Here is a 24,344-nt window from a genome sequence, read left to right as displayed (position 1 = left end):
GACAGGAAGGGACCTTACGATGACGATGCAAGAACCGATCGGCGCGGCGATTATCGGCTGCGGAGCGATTTTTCCGCTGCATGCCGGGGCTGTGCAGCAACTGGACGGCGTGAAGCTGAAAGTGGTCGTCGACAGCGATGCCGCCAAGGCAGAGCAGGCCGCAGCGGCGTATTCCTGCGAAGCGGCCAGCGATTACCTGACCTTGCTGGATCGTGACGATATTCAAGTCGTCCACCTCTGTACGCCCCATCACCTGCATGCGGAGATGGCGACGCAGCTGCTCCGTGCCGGCAAACATGTGCTGACGGAAAAACCGCTCGCACATGACCTCAAAGCGGCGGAGAACCTGGTGGCAGAAGCTCGGCGCAGCGAGGCACAGCTGGGGGTTGTTTTTCAGAATCGGTATAACGACTCATCCCGAAAAATCCGCGAATTCCTGGAATCGAAAACGCTGGGCCGGCTCATCTGCCTGAAAGGCATCGTCACCTGGCACCGGGACGAAGCTTATTATACCGACAGCCCATGGCGGGGCCGCTGGTCGACGGAAGGCGGCGGCGTACTGATCAATCAAGCGATCCATACGCTTGACCTGCTCCAATGGTTCGGCGGCGAAGTCCTCTCCGTCCAGGGGAGCGTCACTGCCGACGCCCTTGGCGACGTGATCGAGGTGGAGGATACGGCGCATGCCAGCCTCCGGTTTGCGGACGAAGTTCACGGGTTGTTTTACGCCACCAATGCGTACCTCACCAACACCCCAGTTGAACTGGAACTGGTGTTTGAAGGCGGCACGCTGCGTCAGCGGGACGATTGCCTGTATTTGACCCGGGACGGTCGGGAAAGCCTGGTCTGCGAACCGCCGGCGAACCTTAACGACGCAGGACAAATCATCGGCAAATCCTACTGGGGCTCCAGCCATCAGTTGTTAATCGCCGACTTTTATGACCGCGTCCGAACAGGAACTCGCTTTGCGATTGACGGCGAAGAAGGCCTCAAAACGCTGCGGCTCATCGATGAGTTGTATCAATCCTCTCGGACGCGGAAATCCAGATAAACACTAGATACTGAGAACCGGGAACTTACGACATAAACAAACGGAAAATGGAAAATCGTTGCGAAGCGAAGGACCGTTCCTTACGAGGGGCGGTCTTTCTTGTATCGGGGAACATACCAGAGGGGATGGCCGAGGTTACAGCCGTTTTCTCATCCTGGTGAGGATGGTAACCAGTACCGAGTTGAAGCCTATGGGTACTTTAGACCGCTCACGCTTTGACTTCTCCCGCTCCCTGCGCCGGATTTGCTCAGCCAGCAAACACCGGTCCAGCTCCTGGCGAAGATCCCGAATATACTGTTTGGCAACGTCCAAGTCGTTCAGATACATCGTGCTCCACCTCCTTTTCGTCATTAGTTAAAGATCTCCATAATTGGATAAACACTTCCTGCTTGATCCTTCCCTATCATAACGCCGCAGTTGCAGCCGCGTAAGGGTACAAAACACCTTAAGTTCTTTTTTCCTCCCTTCTTCCTCACAAAATAAAAGCGGCCACCTTTGTTTTATGCAAAGGGGTCGCTTTTGTTCACGGCGTTCCACACGCCAGCGGCTTTATAGATAAAAATGGCGAATCCAATCGGTAGAGTTGACGCTACGTTAGCTGACCAGGTGCCCGCCGGGAAATAGGCGGAGTTCTCTTCGCCCGCTGCCGCGCTTGCTCCAGCGTGCGGTAGCGGAACTCCAGCAAGGCTCGGCCGATCTCTGGCGTCGTAAAGGTAAAGAAGGGCAGCACGTACATTTCGGTATCCCAGAAATAATGCCCTTCGTACCCTTCGCCGATGAGCCCCTTCGCGGCCATGCTGGTCATGCCGTCGCGTCCAGCCGACTGCAGCAGGCCAAACGCATTAAACCGCAGCCCCTGCTGGAGCGCGGATCGCTGGCAGTTTCCACGTCGGCGCGGCTCCAGAACGCGTCCAGGTAAGCGTGCTGCTCCTCAGCCAGCCCGTCAAAGCCGCGGCTCTCGGCCAAGCGCAGCACTTCTTCGCTTCGCATCCGCAGCTCTTCCTCCCGGGTATCCCGGGTCGTATGAACGCTAATGAATTTGCTCAGCGACAGGTCCGCCGAATGTTCATAAGGCTGCTCGTTCATCCTTTCACCGAGCCTCCCATCAGCCCTCTAACAAAGTACTTCTGCAGGAGGAAGAAGATCGCGAGCGGCATCAGCATCGAAATAAACGCGGCGGACGTCAGCAAATGCCAGTCGTTGCCTCTCGAACCCACGAGATCGGCGATTTTCATCGACATCACCTGTACGCTTGGCTGGTTGCCGATGAAGATCAGCGATACCAGGTAATCGTTCCAGACCCACAGGAACTGGAAGATACTGATCGAAGCGAGCGCCGGCACCGACAACGGCAGGATCAGCCGGGAGAAAATCGTAAAATGGCTCGCCCCATCGATAAAGGCCGACTCAAACAAATCCTTGGGCAGTTGGCTGATGAAGTTATACATAAAGTACGTGACGAGCGGCAAACCAAAGGCCGTATGCGCCAACCAGATCCCCAAATAGCTGCCGTTCAGACCCAGCGCCGTATAGTCCTTCAACACCGGGATGAGCGCAACCTGCAGCGGAATGACCAGCATCGCGATGATCACCACAAACAGCGTTTTGCGGCCAGGGAACCGCAGCCAGGCGAAGGCATAAGCGGCAAACGAAGCGATCAGCACCGGAATCACCGTTGCCGGAACGGCGATCGTTAGCGTGTTCCAGAACGCCTGAGACAACCCGGTCCCTTTCTGAATCGATTCGCTGCCATCGGCGAGCTTCAGCTTATATTCCTTACCGGACAGCACGTTCTTATAATTCTCCAGCGTCAGCGCCGGCTTGAACTCCCAGCCCTGCTCCTGGACGTGGATCGTGCGGGCCCGGCGATTTTCCCAGATCATCCGTTGTCCGTCTTTCACAACCCCGGCTTTCAGTTCATCGTCGCTGTAGGTTTCCCCGTTCACTTCAATCGGTTCACGCAAATCGATATCTTTGGAAAGCTGAATCGTCTCCGCGTTCGTCCATGCCTTGTGCGGGAACACGTTCCACCAACCGGTTTGCAAAATGTCTGCCGCCGGCCGGAAAGAAGAGATCAGCAGCCCCAGTGTCGGGATGAGCCACAATAAGCAGATGAGACCGAGAACGAGGTTAACTACCGTTTTGCCGCGTTTGCGTTTATGCAATTTCGTGCCCGCCATTAGAATCCCCCCTGCTTGCGGATCTGCCGCAGATTAAAGAAGATGACCGGCGTTACGGCAATCAGCAAGACGATCGCCAGCGTGGACCCGTACCCGAAATTACGGTACATGAAGAATTGCCGATAGAACTGCGTGGCCACCACTTCCGTCCCGTATTGTCCGCCAGTCATGACCATGACCACGTCGAAAATTTTGAGCGTAAACACAATGATCGTCGTCGTCACCGTCAGGATTGTCACCGAGATATACGGGATGATAATGCGGAAGAAGATTTTGATCTCACCGGCCCCGTCCACACGTGCCGCTTCCAAAATATCCTCTGGAACCCCTTTGATCGCCGCGGAGAAAATGACCATGGCGAACCCGGTTTGCATCCAGATCAGAATTAAGATCAGAAACAGGTTGTTCCACGGCTGCAGCATGCTGGTCCAGGCTTGCGCTTCACCGCCTAGAGCGGTGACGATGGCATTAAACAGACCGATTTGCTGGTCGCCGGGCTGATAATAATAAACAAACTTCCAGATGACGCCCGCCGCCACAAACGAGATCGCCATCGGCATAAAGATAATCGACTTGGCGATTTTCTCGTAGCTGCTGCGGTCGGCGAGGATGGCAATCAGCAGCCCAAGCGTGACGCAAGCAAGCGTGCCGAGGAACACCCACAGCAGGTTGTTGCGCAGCGCCGTTCCCATCAGCTTATCGGTGAAGATCGCCGCATAGTTGGCGAGCCCAACGAATTTCTCCGACGAGGCGTTAAAGAAGCTCAAGTACAACGTCCGTACGGCAGGCAGCACCAGCAGCCATCCCAGCAAAATCACGGCCGGACCGATGAAAATATACGGCAACACCTTCCGCCGCACCTGCTCCGGATACTGCTCCACCGCCCAGTTAAAGGTATAGAAAAGTAAATACACGCCGAGCACGCCCCATATAACAGCGAAGATCGCAGTCAGCAGCGGATTCAGCGTCGAGTCGCGGAAAAAGCGGAAGATCAGGCCGTGTCCGGCGGCATTCGCGACCAGGACGATCAGGGTGAAGAGCACGGCCCTCAGGCTGACGATTCGCTTGGCCTCTGAACTCATCATGACCCCTCCTAAATGTTTTGTAAGCGTTACTTCCTGAACCGGTTGGATTGATGAAAAAGGAAGGGGCGTGTGTGCCGGAACCCACGTTTCGGCTCGCGTGCCCCTCCGCGGTGCTTTAGTTATCGTTTATGCCGCAGATCCAGAATCGGGCTTAGTTATTCCAGCCTTCCTGAATTTGCGCCAACGCTTCATCCAGTGTGGACGTACCGCTCACGTAGTCGGTCATGCCTTTCCAGAAGGTACCGGCACCTACTTTACCCGGCATCAGGTCAGAGCCGTCAAACCGCAGCGTGGTCGCATCCTGCACGAGCTGAGCCATACGACGATCGGCCTCAGAAGTATACCAGTCAAGCGAAGCATCGTTCATCGGAGCGATCACGCCGCCGGATTGTACCCACGATTTGATCGATTCGCCTGTCGTAAAGAATTCCATAACCGCACGAACTTCAGGACGATCGTTGAACATCGCGTAGATATCGCCGGCTACCAGCACCGGCTTCCCGTATTGCTCGTCGATCGGCGGCAGGTAGAACCAGTCGTAGTCTTCATCGACCTTCGCCGTTTCCGGGAAGAAGCTGGTGATAAAGTTACCTTGACGATGCAGCCAAATCTTCGGCGGGTTGTCGAACATCGGCAACGCCGAATCCCCAAATGCTGTCGTTACGATCGATTTCGTTCCGCCATACACGTAATCCGGATTCATCCAGATTTCCGACATTACTTCAACAGCATGCTTCACTTCAGGGGAAGTGAACGGCAGTTCACCGCTAACCCATTTATCATAGTTTTCCGGCGAGGTCGTGCGGAGCATGATGTCTTCTACCCAGTCGGTAGCCGGCCAGCCTGTTGCCGCGCCGCTTTCGATACCGATCCCCCAAGCCGTGTCGCCGTCCTTGGCGATTTGCTCCGTCAGCGCCATCAGCTCATCCCAAGTTTGCGGAATGGTATAACCCGCTTCCTCAAATTGCTTCTTCGGATACCATACCAAGCTCTTTACGTTACTGCGGTTCCAAATGCCCGCCATGATTTTATTGCCGTCCTTATCTTCCATCGTCGCCATGTCAAGCCAGCTTTGGTTGTAGTTCGCCTTCAGCTTCTCCTGGTCGAGTATGTTGGTCAGATCGATGACCTTACCGGTCTTGGCAACGGCAGCCAGCAGACCCGGTTGCGGGAAGTCCGCGATGTCGGGGGCGTTACCGCCGTCTACACGGACGTTAATGGTCGCTTCGAACTCTTTGGAGCCTTCGTATTGAATGTCGATGCCTGTTTTCTCCTCGAACTCTTTGATGCTGGTTTCGAATTTCACTTGGTCAGCATCTACGAACGGACCAAACATCGTAACTTTCGTCCCTTTATATTCACCTTTCAACGCCAACTCCAGCGGAGAGCCGGTGGAAGTGTTATTGGTTGCGGCGGTATCATTTGTGTTCTGTTCCGTGGTTCCCGTATTAGCCGGAGCCGCCGGTTCATTATTTGCCGCATTGTTCCCTCCTCCGCAGGCGCTGAGGAGAAGTGTGAACGATAACCCGCTAACGAGCAATAAGGAAGTCCATTTTGATCTTTTTTTCATTGACCCTTTCATCCCCTTCGATATGATTTAGGAACAACCATCTGTAGGTCAGACGACCTTTATTCGATTCCGGCGAATCACCTCCTTAATCAAGCTTTTCAGCAGCAGGCGACGATAAATATAGGCCTGTATCCGTTTTCAATTCGGTATAAGTGTATGACCTACCCAGCCGGAATGTTCCGCTTTTTTGAAAAGCTTTTCAGAATACGATTCAAATGGTTCGTGGTGAGTGTTGGAATGTGTGAGTTGTGTTACATTGCGTGTGTTGTGTTACGATGTGTGTTACGTTGTGTATGTTGTATTGCGATGTATGTGTTGTATTGCGTTGTGTGTGTTATTACTTGGCTACACCATGGTTCTTTCCCGTGAGGATTCCCTTACGACCAGCTTGTGTTGGAGGATCTCTCTGGGCACCGCCACGCTCCCGGTCGTCAGCAGCTCATGCAGCTTCTCTGCAGCACGGTGGCCTAGATCATAGATGGGTTGGGATATCGTGGTCAGCTTAGGAATATACATGCTGGCCATGCGGTGGTTGTCAAAGCCGATGACGGACACCTGCCCCGGGACAAGAATGTGCCGATCCCGAAGATACGAAATCGTCCCCATGGCAAATTCGTCGGCAACGCAAAACACCGCGGTCAAATCAGGATGCTCGGTAAACAGCTCATGTGCCGCCTGATACGCATGCTCAAAATAGTGACTGGCAAATTTCACGTTTTCGATATTCGATGTCAGTCCGTATTCCTTCATGGCCCGAACAAACCCGGCGAATCGCGGCGGGCCTGAAATGGAATTGTCGTGATTGAAGCCAATCATACCGATTTGGCGATGACCAAGCTCGATCAGGTAAACGGCTGCGTCATAAGCTGCCGCCTCGTCGTCGACTTCGACGCACGGAATATCGTAGTCGTCCGAATGGGACGACACCATGACACAGGGGATGCGGCAACCAATCAGTTTCTCGTAATACTCCGGAAACATTTTGTCGCTCGCAAATACGATCCCGTCCACCTGCTTCTCATGAAACGTATCGATATACGACAACATCCGCTCCTTATCACGGTCCGTGTTGCAGATCATCAGGCTGTACCCCAGCTTGTTGCAGGCATCCTGCATTCCCCGGATCATTCCCGCGTAATACATGTTCTCAATATCGGGAATCAACAATCCTAAGGTAAAAGACTTCTTGTAAATCAGTCCGCGGGCGAACGCGTTCGGCTGGTAGTTCAGTTCCTGAATCGCCTCCAGCACGCGCTTTCGCTTGCTCTCCACCACCGTACCCGGCGCGTTCATGACGCGCGAGACCGTACTGATGGAGACCCCCGCCTTTTTAGCAACATCACGGATCGTTGGTTTGCTTTTGTTTTTGTTCATCGTTTGTATCCTCGATTTGAAAAGCTTTTCAATGCGATTATAACAAGGGATTTTTTTGATGACAAGATTTTTTTGAAGCGCTTATAATCCTAGGGGTGACCCTAGCCCGTCCGCCCCCTTTCTCACCTTTATCCCTTTGAGTCCGGCTACTCGTAAGCACTCCCCCATTGGCATTTCCCTACCTAAGAAGTTCAAATGCAGCGTAAACGGACTGACTGGGGGCCAGACGATATACCTCGTTCTTGCTCTAACGGAACCAGATGACGCTAAAGTCCATTTCCCGCGAGATTTCCCGTTCTAACGGAACGTAAGGCCGTTATTGGACGTAAATCAACCTCGCTCTAGCCTATTCGAGCCAAATAACGTCATCTGATTCCGTTAAAAGTTCCGACCAGCTGCTTCCATGCGAAATAAGGGCTGTACGTTCCGTTAAATCCATTCATTAAACATAACTCAACTTAATTGCTGGCCGCACGCCATCCCTTGCCAGACTGACGTTGATAGCTGCGGATGCTGCATCCCGTACCGATAAAATGGGCGCGCGAAGGTAAATTGCCCTGCGTGCGCAGCCACCACCAGGAACAGCCCATCTTCTGACCGTTTCGCAGCACATAATTGACTTCCTCGCCCTTGTCATAGACATAAAGGCTGCAGCCGTCGGGCTTCTTCAATTTCGCATAATCCGTCCCTACGGCGGTCAGCCAGTCCTTGCCAAGGCTTGCGGTGAATGCCTTCACCTCCGCTACACTCAGCAGAAACACGTTGTCCTCCGTATCGGGGCAGCCTTCCCCGTTATCTGTGCAATAAGCCGGCTCGATCAACGCTTGCTCTTCCGGGCTAAAGGCAGCAGCGAAAAACTCCTCGTTTAACCACTGCCGCAAATCGCAGTCGCGCCAGATGATGTCTACGGCATCCCGCCACGAAACATCCGCGCTTTTCCCGTGATAAAAGCTTGCAGTCCAAAATCTCTTCACTCAACAGAAACAACTCGTTGCCTGAATTTTGGAGAATCCGCCATACGATCGGCTGTACCGTCCCATCGGCTGTACCGTCCCATCGGCTGAATGGGGGTACGAGCCGAAGGTCATCCGTTCCCCCGGATGAATCGCATGATGGAGCGGCATAGAAGCAGGTTGATGGTTACCATCCATAAGACTCCCCTCCTCTTCTTCAGTCTATCTATTTTACAACAAGTTCCCAGGGGGGCCGCAACAACTAATCGATGAGACTTCTTCTTCGGCCAATAACAAGCGACCATAGGATCTAGTGATCTAGTAACTTACTGACTTAGCGATCTAGTGACAAAGTAACCAAGCATCAACTACATTGACACACATAGTAATATGTATTACATTGTTTCAAAAGAGGTGAACAAAGTGAACGACAGCGCCATCAGCCGGGATTTGATCCGCGGCCACATCGATACGATTATTCTTCGGGTGCTGCTGGAGGAGGGAGATAACTACGGGTATGAGATCATGAAATCCATCTCCTCCATTAGCCAAGGACGTTACGAATTGAAAGAGCCGTCGCTCTACACCAGCTTAAAGCGATTGGAGGCCCAGAAGCTGATCGAATCCTATTGGGGGGAAGATCGCAGTTTGGGCGGGCGGCGCAAATATTACCATGTCACCCCTGCGGGAGCCGAGGTTTACAAAGCCAATTTGGCGGCATGGAAATTTTCCCGCGAGATCATCGACGTTCTGATCGAGAAACAGGAGGGATCCCCATCATGAATTCGTTGCAAAACCACGTGGATCGTTTATTTGCCGGCTACCCGGCAACCGGACGAAACCGTGAGATGAAAGAGGAAATCATCGGTAATCTGGAAGCCAAAGTCGCCGATCTCATGGCTGGCGGAATGGATTACGAACAAGCCGTCCGGACGGCAACATCCAGCCTCACCCGCATCGACGGGCTGATCGACGAACACCCGCTGATCTATGTAAACCGCTATCGTTTGGAATGGATGCAAAAGATGCTGTTTTTAGCCATCATTCTGTGGATCTTCACTATTCCATTACGTTTGATCGAACGCACGCCGTTAAGTTTCTTCCTTCTGGGCTTCGTCCTAGTTCTTGGCCTCTTTTATCTCGTGCTGCATTTAACGTGGCGCGGCCAAGCGCTTGAAGTAACGGCTCCGCGACATATCGCGGCGGCCCGGCGGCGAAGCCGGATCGTGTGGCTGCTGTGGGGGCTGTTCATTCTTGTCACCCTGCTCGCGATTACGGCCCTCCGGTTCGGGAGCAATATCTGGTTTGGCTATCAAGTGAAGATCGGCGGTCCTTATCAGTTTGCGCTACTGGGCATCCAATACGCCAAGCCGTTTCTCACGATTGGGATTCCGCTGGCGTTCCAGCTGAGCGCTTCGTTGCTGACAAAACATGAAGTAGGTGATTGGGAAGCATGACGACGAGACAAACCTTCAAACGTTGGAACATCGGAATTTTCGCCCTGCTCCTTGCCGGATTCGTCTGCTTGGGCGTGGTGGAAGGCGTGGCGCTACCGCGCCAGGATAAGCAGGGGGCGCTCTACAACGAAGCGCAAAACAATCCGCTGACCCATGACATCACCCGTACGGCCTCTTTTGCGACACCTTACATGGGCAATGCTTCTAAAGTTTCGGGCCTCTTCCTTTCGCTCCCCCTGGGACCGATTCGTTCTTTTGCCCTTGATCCGGACGTGTTCACCGTGCAAGTGAATCTGGATTCTTCGGTGCCGATGGCGGATGTCGATCGCGATCGAGCGTATTTATACAGCGCCACGGCCGCTTTTGCTTATATCGATAACCTGGAGGCCGTGATTTTTAACGAAGGTTCGGCGGCCTACCGTGTAACGCGTGAAGAACTGCTAGACTGGTACGGCGTAGATCAGTTTTCGTCTTTAACCACCGACCATGCCGCTTGGCAAGCTGCGGTGCAAAACAAGCTGACAGATCGGGATTACGCGTGGCGAGCGTTCCAGGAGCTTTTCCATGAGACCGAGACTCTATCCGTTTAACGCTTCCTTCTCCCAACGCTTTTATCTGATAAAGCCCCTTTACCGCACTCATCTCTAAGGGAAAATCAAAAACCGCATTTACAACCGGATTCATCAAAAAATTTAAAAAAGTCGATCAGGAATGAACTTCCTGACCGACTTTTTTTGCATGTCAATTACTTCTCCTCCCGCCTCTTAATCATCTCCAGAAACTCGAGAATGATGTCGGAAACGGCGTCCTCTTCGGACATATGAATATACTTGCTTATATGCACAATATCGCCTTTAAACAGCTCGATTAACTTTAACGTCGCATCGGGATCGTTATCCCTTGCTTTCTGAAGCAAACTCAGGAACTCTTCATCATCCGGGACAACTCTTTGATCATCTTTCGTTTCCATTTGTTCACCCCTTGCTGACTCATATTCAACTCGCGGGCGACTTCCCCCTCCGTTTTGTCCTGTAGATAGATTTTGGAGATGATCGTTTTTCCCGTCGTAGAAGGAAGCGCATTGATCAGCTGTCTTACAACAATTTTATTATCAGAAGATGAGGTGAAGCAGGTTACGGCCGGCTCGACTCCATTGAATGAACATTCCCGTTTTCTGACGACTCTCGCTCTGTATTGAACCCTCCATGCAATACGATAAACTTCTTTCCGATATTGCTCGTACACGGTATGTTGTTCCTTCAAAACTACCTCCCCCTTTCATTTTCATCTTCTATGTATAGGGAAATTTTTAAGGGGGTTATACAACCATAATTATATAAGTAGTAATGATTATAACATTTTTTCTATATTTTGGTTGTACCATGACAAACTTTTTTCCCCATATAGTGAAGGGCCCGAAAAAAGTTCAAGGAGGTACCCATGATGCAGGTTGCAGATATTGTGTCGTTGGTTGCTAATGTTGGCTTTCCCGTCACACTTTGCTTCATCCTGATCAAATATGTGCTGCAAACCGTTGGCGATAAATTGGGCAACATCGAAGCTTCCTTGCAGGCTCTCTCCGAAGAAGTGCAGCGGCTGGATGATATTCTGGGCGAAGATCGGCAGACCTCAGGAGCCTCCGGCAGCAAAGAATCTAGGAAACTGTGAAAATCCTCAGGCCTAAGGTTGTACCGCAGATGCGGGTAAAAACAGCCCTATTTATATCTATGACGGGCCCGGCAAAGTTAGAACGATTGATGTCATAACAAAAAGCCCCATGCTGCTCGCTATCCCTTTGGTTCAAGGTTGGCGAAGCATGAGGCTTTTTGTGGGCTAGGAAAGTTTAAGATTGTTCCTTACGGTGATTTTAACCCTTGGTACAGTGCATCAAGCAGCCGGTGCGTCCGATCGCAGCCATACTCCCAGAACATCACCCCGGCCAGTTCTTGCGCCTTGACGTAATCGCATTTACAGCGGATCGATGCTTCATCGTCATAGGAGATAAACGTTTGGCCGTCAAACAGATACGGCGCTTTCGCCTCCTCATCCCAGTAACGGACAAATCCGTTGCGGTCGATATACTCGGCGGCTAATGCAGTAAAGTCCGGGCCGTACCCACCCGGGCCGGGAGACATTTGATACAGCCCGCGATTCACGTTTGGTACGTCCTTCCACATGCGTGAATAAAACGCTGCGCCGATGACGATTTTCTCCTTGGGCACCCCGGCCTGAATATACAGGTTCACCGAGGCGTCAACGCTGATGCGGAACAGGTCCCCGGTTCCTGTGTACAGGTTGGTGTGATGCCCGGTCAACGTCTGGAAGCCGCCGCGCATGTCGTACGTCATCAGCTGGACGAAATCAAGGTAACGCTGGACCTCAGCCATCTCCGTACCGTCAATGTAATATTGGTCCGCCCCAGCGGCGATTGTCAGCCCATAATGGCGGCCATCCCGTTCGCCTTGCCGATCCAGCGCCTCTCTCATCGTCCGCAGCAGCAGCGTGAAATTCGCCTTGTCGTCCGGGCTGGCAGCAATCCCCGCCTCGGCATAGCAGGGATACTCCCAATCCAGGTCGACCCCGTCAAGCGCATATTCCGTGACGGCGCGGACCGCCGACTCGGCCATTGCCTGCCGCCCGGCTTCCGTTGAAGCGGCCTCCGAGAAGCCGCCGGCGCTCCAGCCGCCTACGGACAGCAGGACCGTCAAGTCAGGATTCTCCCGTTTGAGTTCGGGCAGCAGGCCCAAGTTTTGCAAATGTCCCGTTTGAATCCGGTCCTCTCGCACATGGCCAAAGGCGATATTGATATGGGTCAGCTTCTTCAGCTCTTCCTTCGTCAGTTCAGGGAGGTGGCGGTCGCTAACGTATCCCGCCACCACATAGTTCCGGCTCATTTGGTGCTCCTCCCTTTGCTTGCGCGGCTACTCGCGCAAACCTGAGTTGTCGTCGTACACAGCTACAAATCGCTTAAAATCTGGAGTGCTTCCTTGCCGCTTCCCGGCTTATAACCCGATTGCACGTAACGGACGTTCCCTTCATGGTCCAGGACAAATAGGTGCGGGAACCCTCCGCTCCCTAACTGGATGCCGGCGTCCGTGAACCGGCGTAGCGCAATGTGACCCGGATCGCCGGCGAATACCGCGCCTTTCGGCAAGCGGGCAGCGGCTTCAGGGACGACGGGAGCCGGTGAGTCCTCTTCACGCCCAAGGACAAAAATAACCGGGATCCCCAAGACGTCAAACGTTTCCGCGAGCTCTCCTGTTTCACGCAGCAGATGCTTCGACGGCTCCCGTTCCGGCACCAGCCAAGCGATCATCGCGCCGCGTGGCCCTTGGCATAACGCCCCCAGCGTTGTCTCCGTCCCGTCTGCTTGCCATAGCGGCGTTTTGGGATCAGGTGTCCCGTACACCGGGATATGCCGTGATGGAGCTGGAAAGGTCAGCGTAACCTCGGTCTGCTCTTGCTCCACCACCCGGAAGTACGTGAACCGTCCCAGCACGGTACCGTCCTTCAGCCGTACGCCCGATGTGATCCGGTAATCCCCCGGCTCAACATCAAACGCCGTATCGTACACATCGGTTTTGCCGTGCGGGTACAGCAGCGTTTTATAGAACCCATTTTCCAGCCGGGCGATCGTGAAGTTCTCCATATAAGAGGCGTTTGGTGCGTCGGTTCCGCCATTCGCTTCGCGTCGAAGCAGCAATTGGCCGGCGCGGCCCTCGGCTTCCGCCTGTCCTTCTCGTACGCTTCCGATTGCCGCATCCACCCAAGTACCAGCCGCATAATACTGCGGCTTCAGCTCGCTTGGATGCAGCCTTGCCGGAATGCCGAGACTCCGGCATAACGCGACGAACAGAATGTCCAGCGCTCCTTGGTCCGCAATCCGCAGCTGGAATGTGCCCAGGGGTCCTGCTTTGCCGCGCAGGTTCCCCGGTCCCTCATGCACTTTCCAGCCTTCATTCAGGAACTCAGCAATCCGGGAAGGATCGGCTTGATAAGATTTGATCTCCGCTTCGGTAAATTGATTCTGAAGCGCCTTCCGGTAAGGGGTGATCATCTCAAACCACACACGCGGGCACATCACGTACGTCACGAACAGCTCCCGGTTGTACGAATCCTTCCATGGCAACGATCCGGTCAAGTGGTCGTCCAGCGTCTCGCGCATCGTATCGGTCAAATCTTTCTCCCGCAAGCTTTCGAGCAGAAGCAGCGGCCATTCGCCATGTTCCGGGACGCGCTCCTCCAGGAAAGCGGCGATTTCCCGGCTGTTGCCGCGGGCAGGCTCAAGCACTTTCCATACCCGGTCTGCCGGCAGCCCAAGCTGGGCAGCAAGTTGCTTGGCATCCTCCTCCGTTAAGAACGTCTCCTCGTAAGCACGGCGCAATGCAGCCCCTTCGGCCACCCGTTCTTCATGCCGCTGTAACTGCTCCGCAGGGAGCGGCTCAGATTCCGGACCCTCCAGCTCCGGCGGAGGCACCATCTCGAAGTTCTCGCTTCCAGCCGGCTGCTCCGCCACCGCTCCGCTTAGCACGATCTCGAACCGGTCGCCATCGGCGATGCGGATCTTCCGCTGCCCCCAAGCCCCGTTCCGCACGGCCCGAACGATCAGATCGCCGTAACCGGTCGTGAACCGGACTTCGCCCCGCTCATCCGTGATCAGCTCGGCCAGCGGGAAGAGCTCGGCATAGTTGTACAGCTGGAACTGCACCTTTGCCCCAGCCGCCGGCGTGCCGTCCGCCTCCCGCACCTCCACGGCGATCGTCCGGGTCGGCGCGTAATTCGCCAGCAGGTTCAGCTCCGCATACGGGCCGCCCTTGACGGTAATCTCCTCCGGCCCGGAATAGGTCGCCGGGACGCGGGTATGCACCAGCATTGCCCGTCGTGCCGGACCGCTGAACCACCCCTGGTCTAGGCGGGCCTCCGGTTCGCAAGCGCCGATATAATGCCACTTGCCGTCAGCCCAAGCCTCGACCCACGCGTGATTATCGTCGCAGTGCGCCCAACGCGGCGTGTAGCACTGCCGCGCCGGAATGCCGATGCTGCGCAGCGCCGCAACCGCCAGCGTGGACTCCTCGCCGCAGCGCCCGCGCGCGTTGCGAATCATACCGATCGGCGACAGCGTGCGCAAGTCGCTGCCGATGTAGGTGGCTTTTTCATGGCACCAGTAATTCGCCTCGAGAATCGCCTCCGCCATCGATAAGCCCGCCGTCCGCGGCCCCAACTCCGCATAAATGACCTCACGGAAATCCTCGAGGTTCTCGGTGTTCACCCTGGCCGGCAGCACAAAATGCAAGAACAGGTAGTCCGGCACCCGGGCGCCCCAAGGTACCTGCTTACGGATGGCAAGCGCCTGACGAACATGGGTCAAGAAAAACGTGCCGTCATAATCGGCCAGATCATTTAGCGGCATATGCACATATAGAAATTTTAAAGCCCACGCCTCTTCGGCAGTTAAAGGGCCGTCAAAAACGTCAAACAATTCCTTCTCCCGGCCCTGTGCCAGCTTTCGGATGTCCGTAAACTTGCGTTCAATCTGCTCCAGCTCCTGTTCACTTAACGAAAACACCGGCGTCTCCACGCTCATCAACGCTCACTCCTTCCACAGTTTTCCGTCTTCCCGGATATAATAGATTCCCTTGCCGTCCGAAGCTGGCGCGGAAATCTCAAATCTTCTTCTCGCGGCCTCGACCGTCGGATGAATGCGTAGCGAATCCCTTTCTTCCGCGCTGACGAGCTCCGTAAGCTCCGCCGTAAATCGGCCATGACGGGCATAATAGTTCCGCTGGCGATAATACAGTCGGCGCAGCTCCCATTTGATATATTCGTCCTGCGGCAGCGGGAAACCGGCGGATCCGCCGCCCGCATCGGCTCCCTCGTCCGCAAAGACTACATAACCCCACAGCTCGGGATAATGCATGTTGATGATTCCTTGCGGGGACCATACCCAGTTGTCCTCGGGATAAGGCTTCCCGGTCTCAGGATTGATTTGCTTGACGTAGCGGCCGTCTTGCACCTCCACACGCCATTCTACCCGGGAAAAATTCACCCGCCAGAACTCGCCCGGCAGCGGCGGACGCCCCTCCGGCGCGCATTCGCGCAGCGCGGCCCACGGGAGGGCCACCTCCACGCTCCACCGTCGATTTTTTGCAGTCGGATCGTTTAACTTCCCATCGATATCTACCGCCGTGCGCAACCCATTAATATCCCAGCCATTCACCGGCGGTCCGCCGTCCCGGTATGGCTTGACTAACAGCAAATCCCATACCGTATTCAGCGCGTTGATTTCAAATTCATAATATAGGTGGCTGTCGCCATCTGGATCGATAAAGATTTCAAAGTCGTTGTCATGGAAAATCACCGAATCCCGCTCCGTCAGCGTCGCCCAAATTTCGTCCTCCTCCATTTCGGCCGCCACGTAGAAGTATTCATCATCCCACAGCATTTTCGCCCGCGTCCGTTTGCTTGGCTTGGGCCGCACATCGCCTTCGATATCCACGAAGTCGTCGGTCCATGCCGCGGCATCCCAGAACGGCTTGTCGATCCGCCCGTCCAGGACAAGCGGCCCGGCGGCCCGCTTGCAGATATAGGTTTTGGGTGCAAATTCGATTGAAGGTTCAGGCACCTCGCTGTAATTCACCATCGTTTTCTCCCTCCTTACGCTAACGGACCTCAGCGCCGTTATTTCGATGAAAATCCCAGTTATCAGCATCTAACGGACCCAGTCGACCTTATTTGGCGGTTTGGACCATCAATTCAGCCCATTCCAAGCGGATAACGGCTCTCCAGTCCGTTACATTGTGGATTGACATCTTTTCCAGCAAATAAGGTCTTTCAGGTCCGTTACGACGCAAATCACGCAAGGCGGCTTCCCTCCCTCGCGCGCGCAGCGTCTAGAGAGGCAAAAAGCCCCCCGCGAATCACCGAATGCGCAGCACGAACGCGATCGGCGTCTCCCCTTGCCGCGCGGCGTCGGGCAGGCGCACCGCCACCCCGCCTTCGGAAGACGGTCGGAAGTCCAAGGCTTCGGCGCCGCCGACCAGGTCGATCCGGATGATGCCGGAAGCGGATAGCGGCAGAAGCACTTCCTCCGGAATTGCCTCGGTGTCCTCTTGCACCAGCATCAAGGCGTATCTTGTCTCTCCCTTGCGGGTGAAGTAAATGTTCCCGGAAGCATACGGCTCGCAGATCCGTGTCCCGTAGATCGCTTCCCCGTACACCTTCAGCCACTCGCCTAACCCTTTCATCCGCTCCAACGCCGGCTTGGGCAGCCTCCCGTCCGGCTGCGGCCCGACGTTTAACGCAAGATTGCCGCCTTTGGCGACGATTTCGACGAGCAGATGCACCAGTTCGCGGACGGACTTATAGCTGTCGTTATAGCTGAACGAGAACGAATGCCCCATGGTGATGCAGCTCTCCCAAGGGACGGTGAGCGGCCGCTCCGGCACAGTTTGCTCGGGGGTGATCAGGTTCTCGTACGGCCCGCCGACCGTCCGGTCCGCGGTCAACAACCAAGGTTGGATTTGCCGCGCCTTCTCCACCACTTCGCCGAGACGAATGTCCTGACCGCGGCGGGCATTCACCCACCCGGCGTCCAGCCACAGCATATCGATGCGGCCATACCGCGTCATCAGCTCCATGATTTGCGCATGGGTAAACTGAACAAACTGCTCCCACAGCCAAGGGTACTGCTTCGGATCGTACGAAGGTCCGCGCCACATTCTGCGGCCCCGTTCCATGCCCGGCGCCCAGTAATACGGCGTATGCCAGTCCGCTTTGGAGAAATAGGCGGAGATCGCCAATCCTTCGGCGCGGAACGCATCGAACAGCACCCGGCAAATATCCGCATAACGGTGCATATGGAACGGACAATCCGGCCCGGTAATCCGGTAGTTGGTGGTATGGGTATCCCACATACAAAATCCGTCATGATGCTTGGTCGTAAACGTTAAATACTTGAACCCGCCATCAGCTGCAGCTTTCGCCCATAATTCGGGCTGAAAGCGGATCGGATGAAACGTACGATTCAAATCAAAATATTCCTGCTTAAACTGTTCCATGTCATCGATCCAGTCAATGTCGTTCCGGGACCAGTCCCCGTCCTCATCGCTCAGCGCCCAGGACTCCACCAGGCCAAGCTGGGAGTATGGCCCCCAGTGCATCATCAGGCCCAGCTTCTGATCCTGGAACCATTCCAGCCGCTCGAGGATGAACGGATCTTCCGGTTTCACCCAGTTCCGTTCACTGCTGTAATTGTGCACGCCTTGCTCCACTGCCGGTTCAGCTGCAAAAGGCGCCTCGGAGGGCGCCTTCTGCGGCTCGGCCGACGGCTCCTGATACGCGATTTCCTTCTCGCTCATGGATGCCTCCTTATCTCGGTCCGATAGATTTATTTGTTCGTATTAGCTACCTTAGCTGCCTTAGCTGCCTTGATTCCAACGGTCATAAGCGGCTTGGTATACTTCGGCAATGCGATCGCTGCCCATTTTCTTCAGCTGGCTGACATATTTATCCCAGTTATCAAGCGATTCCTGGCCGGTAACGAACTTCGCTTCCATTTGCGTCACATACGTATTCAGGTCAGACAGCAACGCAGACACCTCGGATTGCTCATCGGTCGTCAGGAAGGCGTTCGGGAACGGCGGTTTGCCGATCGGAGCCAGCTTCTCTTGGGTTTGCTGTTCAATCCATTCGTCAAATTCTGTCTTCAAGCCGTTCGTCAATTCGCTCAGGTTGACCCCCGGCGTCAAAATACCGTAGTTTGGTGTAATCGTTCCGCGATACTCCTCACGGTCTTTGCCATCCGGCACCGGCAGCCATTCCTTCACTTTGTTCTCTTTGTCCTTGTACTGCCACAACAGTCCTTCCGGACCTTGCGTCCACAAGGTTGCGCCTTCATAGCTGTATTGATAATCGATCCAACGCATCGTCGCTGCCGGATTCGGGTTGCTCTTCGTAATGGCGAAGGTCCCGTTGGCCGACATGCCCGGATGCTTGCCGTAAACCGGCGTACCGGCAATTTCACTCGCTACCGGCGTCATCAGCGGATGCTCATCACTTGGTTCCCCGCCGAGCGTGAAATAGGGATGATAATCGCTGAACAAGGCGATTTGGTTATTTTTCCCTTTTGCCTTCTTCTGGTCATCGGTTTGCGAGAACGTCTCGTGATCCAGCAACTCTTCCTTCCACAGGCGGTTCATAAAGGTCAAATACCCTTTATAACCTTCTTCTTGCGGCGCATAATGCACTTTGCCGTCCTTATCGGCATAGATGGTCGTGTCATACATCCCCCAGAACCCGAAGAAGAACATCCGCAGATCGTCCAGCTTCACGGACGAGAGCGGGATTTCGTCGGCTTTGCCGTTCCCGTTCGGATCCTCTTCCTTCACCCGTTTCAGATAGGTGTAGAGCTCTTCCGTGGTCTTTGGCTCTTCGGCGTTTAACGCCTTCAAGAACTTGCCGTTATACCACATCGGACCGCGATACCATACCGCTGCGGTATCGATGAACGGCAGGGCATAAATATGTCCATCCGTCGTCGTGATGTTCTTACGAATGTCTGGGTTCTCGTCGAGGATCTTCTTCAAGTTAGGAGCGTAGTTGTCAATCAGATCCTCCAGAGGAATCAGAATCCCTTGGCTGCCATAGGTGACTTGCTCAGCAGGGGTAATGTCCGCTGCGTACAGCGCATCTGGCAGGTCACCGCTGGCGAACACCAGGTTTTTCTTCGTACTGAAGCTATCGATAGGAGCCGTTTGGAACTCCACTTTGATCCCCGACAGCTTCTCCATCTCTTGGACTACGGGCATCGTGCTCCAATCAGCCATCCCGGCATCGGGCGCAAACATCGTCAGCGTAAGCGGCTCATCGACGATGGGGAATCCCTCTTTCTTAACGCCCTTCACTTCACCAGCTTGTTCGGAATTGGATGCGTTCGTTCCCGAATTCGCCCCATTTCCCGAATTACTTGCCGTGTTGCCCGAATTGCCGGACGAACCGCAGGCTGCCAGCAACGAGGCCAGCAGGAGCAAGCTTAAGGCTAATGCTCCCCGTCTTTTCAGCTTCTGCATGAATGAATCCTCCTTTTGAATATTTTGAATGTATGGCAAGATCATCCCTTAACGGAACCGATCATGACACCTTGCACGAAATAACGTTGCAGGAAAGGATACACCACAATGACCGGCAGCGTCGCTACAATAATCACCGCATATTTGACCAGCGCGGCCACTTCCGCCCGGTTATTTAAGGCAGTTGCGGTAGCGGCGTCGATCGAACCGGTTTGCGCCGACATCTCCTGCAGGACAAGAATTTGCCGTAGCACAAGCTGCAGCGGATATTTCGCATCGTCATTCAGATAAATCATGGCTGAAAAGTAGCTGTTCCAGTGACCTACCCCGAAGAACAGAGCCATTACCGCGATAATCGAAGTCGACAAGGGCAGCACAATTTGGAAAAATAGCCGGAAGTTGCTGCAGCCATCGATTTCTGCGGCCTCCTGGAGCTCCTTTGGGATGTTGGACTGAAAAAACGTCCGGCAAACGATAAGATTCCAAACGGAGGTGGCCCCCGGTAGGATCAAAGCCCACATCGTGTTGACCATGCCCAAATCCTTAATGAGCAAATAGGTCGGGACCAAACCACCGCTGAAGAACATCGTTACCATAAAGATCCCCATAAACAGGTTCCGCCCAACAAAGTCTTTGCGGCTAAGCGCATAGGCGGCCGGGATTGTCACCGCCAGATTCACCAGCGTCCCTACAACGGTATAGAGAATGGTGTTCCCGTAGCCGGTCCAGATTTGCGGATCCCGGAACACCCGTTCATACCCTTCGAAGGTAAGGCCCATCGGCCATAACCACATTTCCCCGGAAGAGACGTATTTCGGGGTACTGACAGAGGCGCTAATGATGTAAATAATCGGATATGCGACGATGACCAGCGCCAGAAACAAAAACGCATAGTTGCATGCTAGAAAAATGCGATCCCGCCGAGTTTCCTTAATTGCCGATACCACATGCCCCACTCCTTTCTTCTACCATAGGCTGTTTTCACTGACGCGCCGAACGATCTGATTGACGGTGACAAGCAATATCGCGTTAACAACCGAGTTGAACAAGCCAACCGCCGTGGAGAAGCTGTACTGCGCATCCAGCAAGCCTGACCGGTAGACGAACGTCGAGATGACGTCGGAGGATTCCATGTTCAGCGGGTTTTGCAGCAGCAGGATCTTCTCGAACCCAACGCCCAGCAGACTGCCCATATTCAGAATCATCAGGATGGTAATCGTGGGCAGAATCGCCGGAATATTGATGTACCGAATCCGCTGCATACGCGAGGCCCCATCCAAAATAGCTGCTTCATGAAGACCCGGATCAACCCCGGTTAATGCGGCCAAATAAATGATCGTGCCCCAGCCGGTTCCTTGCCATACGTCAGACAGCACATACACCGTTTTGAACCAGCGAGGATCGGACAAGAAGTCAGGAGCCTTGATGCCAAACGCTTCAATCAAGTTCACGATCATCCCTGTTGAAGGCGTCAGGAACGTAATGATCATCCCCGCCATTACGACCATCGAAATAAAGTGCGGTGCATAGGTTACGGTCTGAACCGTACGTTTAAAGAAGCCGTCCTTCACCTCGTTGAAAGCCAAGGCCAGGATAATCGGGAGCGGGAACCCTACGGCCAGCCCGTATAAGCTGATCCCCAGCGTGTTCCATAGCAGATCCCAGAAATAATAAGAATTAAAGAAACGAACAAAGTGATCGAAGCCAACCCATGGACTGCCCAAAATTCCGTTCACGGGAATAAAGTTTTTAAAAGCGATTTGAATCCCGTACATCGGCACGTAGCTAAAGATCAAAATACTTAATAATGCAGGTGCGATAAAAATGTACAATTGCCAATTCCGGAGGATTTTTGTCCTAAGTTTACTTTTGGTAGCGATTGGGGTTATAGGCCTGGTGTCGATCGCGGTTGGTGCGCTTTTCTGCATCGGCGACTCCTCCTTTTTTTCTGAAGTGTAATGGGGCCGCCGGGCCTTCGTAAATATGTCATTTTGCTTCGAGATAACAAAACGCCGTGGCAATTTTAACAAATTGATTGATTTTCATATCTTTTCATGTAAATAAACTTAACACTTAGTTGTCCTGAACAAATGGAGGAAATGTGTATTTTTTTACGGTTCATGCCGCGATCTAAGCCGAATAAAGCCAGAGAACAAGCGCCGGCAAGCAAAAATAACATGTTTTTACCACCCGCTTCCGCTACTTTCCTCCCTTGCGTTATCCGGCAAACTCCTTTACATTTTATATAAAAAAATAAAATAGAGCGGGCGAGGGGGCAGACGTAACGTGAAGCTGAATTACTTTAAGTCTAAGCTTTTTCAAAAATACACCTGGTCTTACTTGTTCATGCTACTGGTTCCACTTGCATTGTTATCGGTCTTCATCTATAACAGCGCGGTCCGCAATCTCCGCTCCGAAATTGAACAATCCCATTTGAACCAGTTAACGCAGGCCAAGACGATCGTGGACAGCCATGTTAAGCAGCTCAGCGATATCGCTTCGCGGGTTGCTTATGACGATCAACTGGCCCGTTATCGCGTGCATGATCCGTATTACAGCTTAGAGGCGATCAATGCGCTCAAAAATTACAAGGCGACCAGCCCGATCATCGGGGAAATGTTCCTTTACTTCCATGGCGATGAGAGGATTTATTCCACCGCCGGGATGACAAGTCTGGACGTGTTTCACGAACGTTATCATTTTCTGAACTGGGAAGGCTCTACACTGGTTGAGGAACTGAATTCCGTCAAGTTTCCTGTCATTCACTCCACCGAGATGCTGAACCAGAACGGAACGATACAGCATTCGGTCTTGGCTTATCTCGTTCCGATTACACCGAACAACCCGAACCCGCACGGGACATTAATGTACTTGATCCCAAAATCGGAATTGACCCGACTGATCGATACAATTCTTGGCAACTATGAAGGATCTTCTTATATTTTCGATAACCACGGTCGTGTCATGGCTTCCAAGAACAATCAAGAACAATCGCTTCAGGGATCGGACTTACAACAATTGGTTGCGCTTTCAACAGGAATCCACAGCATCGAGATAGGCGGGGTATCGCATTCCGTGGTTTCGGTCAAGTCAGAGACCAACGGCTGGGAATACGTCACCTTGATGCCCAGCTCGCAGTTCCTTGACAGCGTGATGCATCTGCGCAGCCTAATGATTCTGCTGCTGGCTGTGCTGACCGTCGTCGGAACCTTGGCGGCTCTGATCTTGGCGCGGCGTCAGCTTCATCCGATTCTTGACCTCGTCAAGTTTGCCGATTCCAAATCGAAGCCCGGCGTACTGGCTGCCAAACCGCACAAAACCGGCAACGAGCTGGACCGCATCCGTACGGCGCTGCAGGAATACAGCTCGCGCGCCGATCTGCAGGAGCCGTATGCACGCAATCATTTTCTATTGATGTTGCTGAAATACGGAAACGCCCGCAGCCTGATGCCAGAGCTGTTAAGCTCGCTGGAGATCAACCTGAACAAAGCGCATTATTTCGCCATGGTAATCGGCCGGGATGAAGCGGCGAAGAGCCGGCTGAACACCCACGATTGGCAGGCGATGATCGGGCGGCTGGCCGCGGCGGAAATTCCTGAATATGGCGCGTGCCTTTACAGCGTGGAGCTGCCTAAACCCGGACAAATCGCTCTGATCGTTGGCTTTGACAAGGTCGACTCCTGGTCCGGACCCGACCAGTTCCGCCGGATCGTCCACCGCATCCACGACAATCTGCTGGAGCAGTTCCGGATCGACCCGGTTATCGGTGTAGGTACTTATTACAGCGATCCTGATCAACTGAACCAATCGTTTATTGAGGCTTGCTCGGCGTTTGAATCGCGGATGTTTACCGGGCATGGCAGCATCACCTTCTTCGAGAAGCTGTCCCATGCGCCGGGAGAAACGTCCTGGGTGCCTAAGAACGAGTTGCTGAAGCTGTCCCAAAGCTTAAAGCAAGGCAGCTACGAAGTGGCCGCCCAAACGATCGGCGAATCGATGAAGGTGTTGCAAAATCCGGAGCTATCCGTCGAGATGAAGCGCTGCATTAGCTTTGACATCTTGAATACAATTCTGCGAACGGGAATGGAGATGGATATTCGCGATTGGACCTACGAAATCCCAAGTTCCGATGCGTTTAATTCCCTGCAGGAGCTGGAGCGCCATTTCCTTGGCCTTGCTTCGCGGATCTGCGAGTTGGCGCTGCATAACGAACGCAAGGAAGAGCATTCCCTGATGGACCGAATTATCGCCTACATCGACAGCAATTATATGGATCACTCGTTAAGTCTGGAAGCAATCTCCTGCAAATATTCGATTTCGGTGTCCCATTTCAGCCGCTCCTTCAAAGATCAGATGGGAATCAATTTCGTTCAATACATCTGGCAAAAACGGATGATGGCGGTGATGAACGATCTGACGTCCACCAACGATCCACTGAAGGACATTATTCAGCGGGTCGGCTACCTCGACACGCCTAACTTCATCCGTAAGTTTAAGAAGGAAACCGGTTTAACTCCGGGCCAGTACCGCAAACTGTACTCCCAGGTGGAATCCAGCAATCCACCGATTTCGGACTCGGCCGATGTCGGATAAGACGGTGGTTCCAG

General features: G+C 53.7%; 24 protein-coding genes. 6 read left to right on the top strand and 18 right to left on the bottom strand.

Translation table 11 applies throughout. The features are described 5' to 3' along the window. The first annotated feature begins 19 nt into the window (after positions 1-19). Positions 20-1,051 carry a Gfo/Idh/MocA family protein gene (locus POTG_RS09755; RefSeq protein ID WP_009224670.1) on the top strand — a complete coding sequence of 344 codons (1,032 nt, stop codon included), beginning with the start codon at positions 20-22 and terminating at the stop codon, positions 1,049-1,051. A 135-nt stretch (positions 1,052-1,186) separates the two neighbouring features. Here POTG_RS09755 and POTG_RS09750 read toward each other — a convergent pair whose 3' ends face one another. The 9 genes from POTG_RS09750 to POTG_RS24760 all read right to left on the bottom strand — a co-directional run bounded on the left by POTG_RS09750 (position 1,187) and on the right by POTG_RS24760 (position 8,411). After that, positions 1,187-1,378, bottom strand: a complete 192-nt coding sequence (locus tag POTG_RS09750; protein WP_036644918.1) for a hypothetical protein — start codon at positions 1,376-1,378, stop codon at positions 1,187-1,189. Between the two features lie 262 nt (positions 1,379-1,640). Then, the gene (locus POTG_RS24770; protein WP_036644916.1) at positions 1,641-1,856 is read right to left on the bottom strand and encodes a hypothetical protein; all 216 of its coding nucleotides are present in this window, start codon (positions 1,854-1,856) and stop codon (positions 1,641-1,643) included. Further along, entirely contained in the window at positions 1,853-2,137 is a 285-nt protein-coding gene (locus POTG_RS24765) for a hypothetical protein (RefSeq protein ID WP_009224668.1), read from the bottom strand. The genes POTG_RS24770 and POTG_RS24765 overlap by 4 nt, the downstream gene beginning before the upstream one ends. After that, a complete protein-coding gene (locus tag POTG_RS09735; RefSeq protein ID WP_009224667.1) occupies positions 2,134-3,231 on the bottom strand; it encodes a carbohydrate ABC transporter permease in 1,098 nt (365 codons plus the stop codon). Before POTG_RS09735 ends, POTG_RS24765 begins: the two co-directional genes overlap by 4 nt. Continuing rightward, on the bottom strand, positions 3,231-4,316 hold the full coding sequence (locus POTG_RS09730; RefSeq protein WP_009224666.1) for a carbohydrate ABC transporter permease: 1,086 nt from the start codon (positions 4,314-4,316) through the stop codon (positions 3,231-3,233). The genes POTG_RS09735 and POTG_RS09730 overlap by 1 nt, the downstream gene beginning before the upstream one ends. A 151-nt stretch (positions 4,317-4,467) precedes the next feature. Continuing rightward, positions 4,468-5,886, bottom strand: a complete 1,419-nt coding sequence (locus tag POTG_RS09725) for an ABC transporter substrate-binding protein (RefSeq protein WP_036644912.1) — start codon at positions 5,884-5,886, stop codon at positions 4,468-4,470. Between the two features lie 345 nt (positions 5,887-6,231). After that, complete coding sequence (locus POTG_RS09720) at positions 6,232-7,260, bottom strand: LacI family DNA-binding transcriptional regulator (RefSeq protein ID WP_009224664.1); 1,029 nt, start codon at positions 7,258-7,260, stop codon at positions 6,232-6,234. A gap of 458 nt (positions 7,261-7,718) precedes the next feature. Then, the gene (locus POTG_RS09715) at positions 7,719-8,234 is read right to left on the bottom strand and encodes a DUF6273 domain-containing protein (protein WP_009224663.1); all 516 of its coding nucleotides are present in this window, start codon (positions 8,232-8,234) and stop codon (positions 7,719-7,721) included. Continuing rightward, a complete protein-coding gene (locus POTG_RS24760) occupies positions 8,235-8,411 on the bottom strand; it encodes a hypothetical protein (protein WP_232282268.1) in 177 nt (58 codons plus the stop codon). Positions 8,412-8,636: 225 nt separating this feature from the next. Here POTG_RS24760 and POTG_RS09710 point away from each other — a divergent pair, with 225 nt between their 5' ends. The 3 genes from POTG_RS09710 to POTG_RS09700 are packed head-to-tail and all read left to right on the top strand — an operon-like array spanning position 8,637 to position 10,260. After that, positions 8,637-8,996 carry a PadR family transcriptional regulator gene (locus tag POTG_RS09710; protein WP_036644910.1) on the top strand — a complete coding sequence of 120 codons (360 nt, stop codon included), beginning with the start codon at positions 8,637-8,639 and terminating at the stop codon, positions 8,994-8,996. After that, positions 8,993-9,670, top strand: a complete 678-nt coding sequence (locus tag POTG_RS09705; protein ID WP_036644908.1) for a permease prefix domain 1-containing protein — start codon at positions 8,993-8,995, stop codon at positions 9,668-9,670. The genes POTG_RS09710 and POTG_RS09705 overlap by 4 nt, the downstream gene beginning before the upstream one ends. Then, a complete protein-coding gene (locus POTG_RS09700) occupies positions 9,667-10,260 on the top strand; it encodes a DUF4825 domain-containing protein (RefSeq protein WP_009224660.1) in 594 nt (197 codons plus the stop codon). The genes POTG_RS09705 and POTG_RS09700 overlap by 4 nt, the downstream gene beginning before the upstream one ends. 155 nt (positions 10,261-10,415) lie before the next feature. Here the strand turns inward: POTG_RS09700 and POTG_RS09695 are convergent, their stop codons facing one another. After that, the gene (locus POTG_RS09695; RefSeq protein WP_009224659.1) at positions 10,416-10,640 is read right to left on the bottom strand and encodes a hypothetical protein; all 225 of its coding nucleotides are present in this window, start codon (positions 10,638-10,640) and stop codon (positions 10,416-10,418) included. Beyond that, positions 10,589-10,933 carry a DUF1492 domain-containing protein gene (locus POTG_RS24755; RefSeq protein ID WP_009224658.1) on the bottom strand — a complete coding sequence of 115 codons (345 nt, stop codon included), beginning with the start codon at positions 10,931-10,933 and terminating at the stop codon, positions 10,589-10,591. The genes POTG_RS09695 and POTG_RS24755 overlap by 52 nt, the downstream gene beginning before the upstream one ends. 177 nt (positions 10,934-11,110) lie before the next feature. On the opposite strand from POTG_RS24755, the gene POTG_RS09685 reads away from it, so the two are divergent. Next, on the top strand, positions 11,111-11,338 hold the full coding sequence (locus POTG_RS09685; protein ID WP_009224657.1) for a hypothetical protein: 228 nt from the start codon (positions 11,111-11,113) through the stop codon (positions 11,336-11,338). 188 nt (positions 11,339-11,526) lie between these two features. Here POTG_RS09685 and POTG_RS09680 read toward each other — a convergent pair whose 3' ends face one another. From POTG_RS09680 to POTG_RS09650, 7 genes are all read right to left on the bottom strand, one after another. Next, the gene (locus POTG_RS09680; protein WP_009224656.1) at positions 11,527-12,564 is read right to left on the bottom strand and encodes a glycoside hydrolase family 18 protein; all 1,038 of its coding nucleotides are present in this window, start codon (positions 12,562-12,564) and stop codon (positions 11,527-11,529) included. Positions 12,565-12,626: 62 nt separating this feature from the next. Beyond that, positions 12,627-15,254, bottom strand: a complete 2,628-nt coding sequence (locus POTG_RS09675; protein WP_036644906.1) for a transglutaminase domain-containing protein — start codon at positions 15,252-15,254, stop codon at positions 12,627-12,629. Between the two features lie 6 nt (positions 15,255-15,260). Beyond that, positions 15,261-16,307, bottom strand: a complete 1,047-nt coding sequence (locus tag POTG_RS09670) for a carbohydrate-binding family 9-like protein (protein WP_085982543.1) — start codon at positions 16,305-16,307, stop codon at positions 15,261-15,263. Between the two features lie 280 nt (positions 16,308-16,587). After that, positions 16,588-18,027: an alpha-L-fucosidase gene (locus POTG_RS09665; protein ID WP_009224653.1), complete on the bottom strand. Its 1,440-nt coding sequence runs from the start codon at positions 18,025-18,027 to the stop codon at positions 16,588-16,590. A 60-nt stretch (positions 18,028-18,087) separates the two neighbouring features. Continuing rightward, on the bottom strand, positions 18,088-19,737 hold the full coding sequence (locus POTG_RS09660; RefSeq protein WP_009224652.1) for an extracellular solute-binding protein: 1,650 nt from the start codon (positions 19,735-19,737) through the stop codon (positions 18,088-18,090). Positions 19,738-19,778: 41 nt separating this feature from the next. Then, positions 19,779-20,684: a carbohydrate ABC transporter permease gene (locus POTG_RS09655; RefSeq protein ID WP_009224651.1), complete on the bottom strand. Its 906-nt coding sequence runs from the start codon at positions 20,682-20,684 to the stop codon at positions 19,779-19,781. A gap of 18 nt (positions 20,685-20,702) precedes the next feature. Then, entirely contained in the window at positions 20,703-21,665 is a 963-nt protein-coding gene (locus tag POTG_RS09650; RefSeq protein WP_009224650.1) for an ABC transporter permease, read from the bottom strand. Between the two features lie 358 nt (positions 21,666-22,023). Between POTG_RS09650 and POTG_RS09645 the strand changes: the two genes are divergently transcribed. Then, positions 22,024-24,330: a helix-turn-helix domain-containing protein gene (locus POTG_RS09645; RefSeq protein WP_009224649.1), complete on the top strand. Its 2,307-nt coding sequence runs from the start codon at positions 22,024-22,026 to the stop codon at positions 24,328-24,330. Positions 24,331-24,344: the final 14 nt, after the last annotated feature.

The organism is Paenibacillus sp. oral taxon 786 str. D14, from assembly GCF_000159955.1.
Classification (GTDB): Bacteria; Bacillota; Bacilli; order Paenibacillales; family Paenibacillaceae; genus Fontibacillus; species Fontibacillus phoenicis.
The sequence above is the reverse complement of the archived record's forward strand: the minus strand, read 5'-3'. Positions and strand labels throughout refer to the sequence as shown.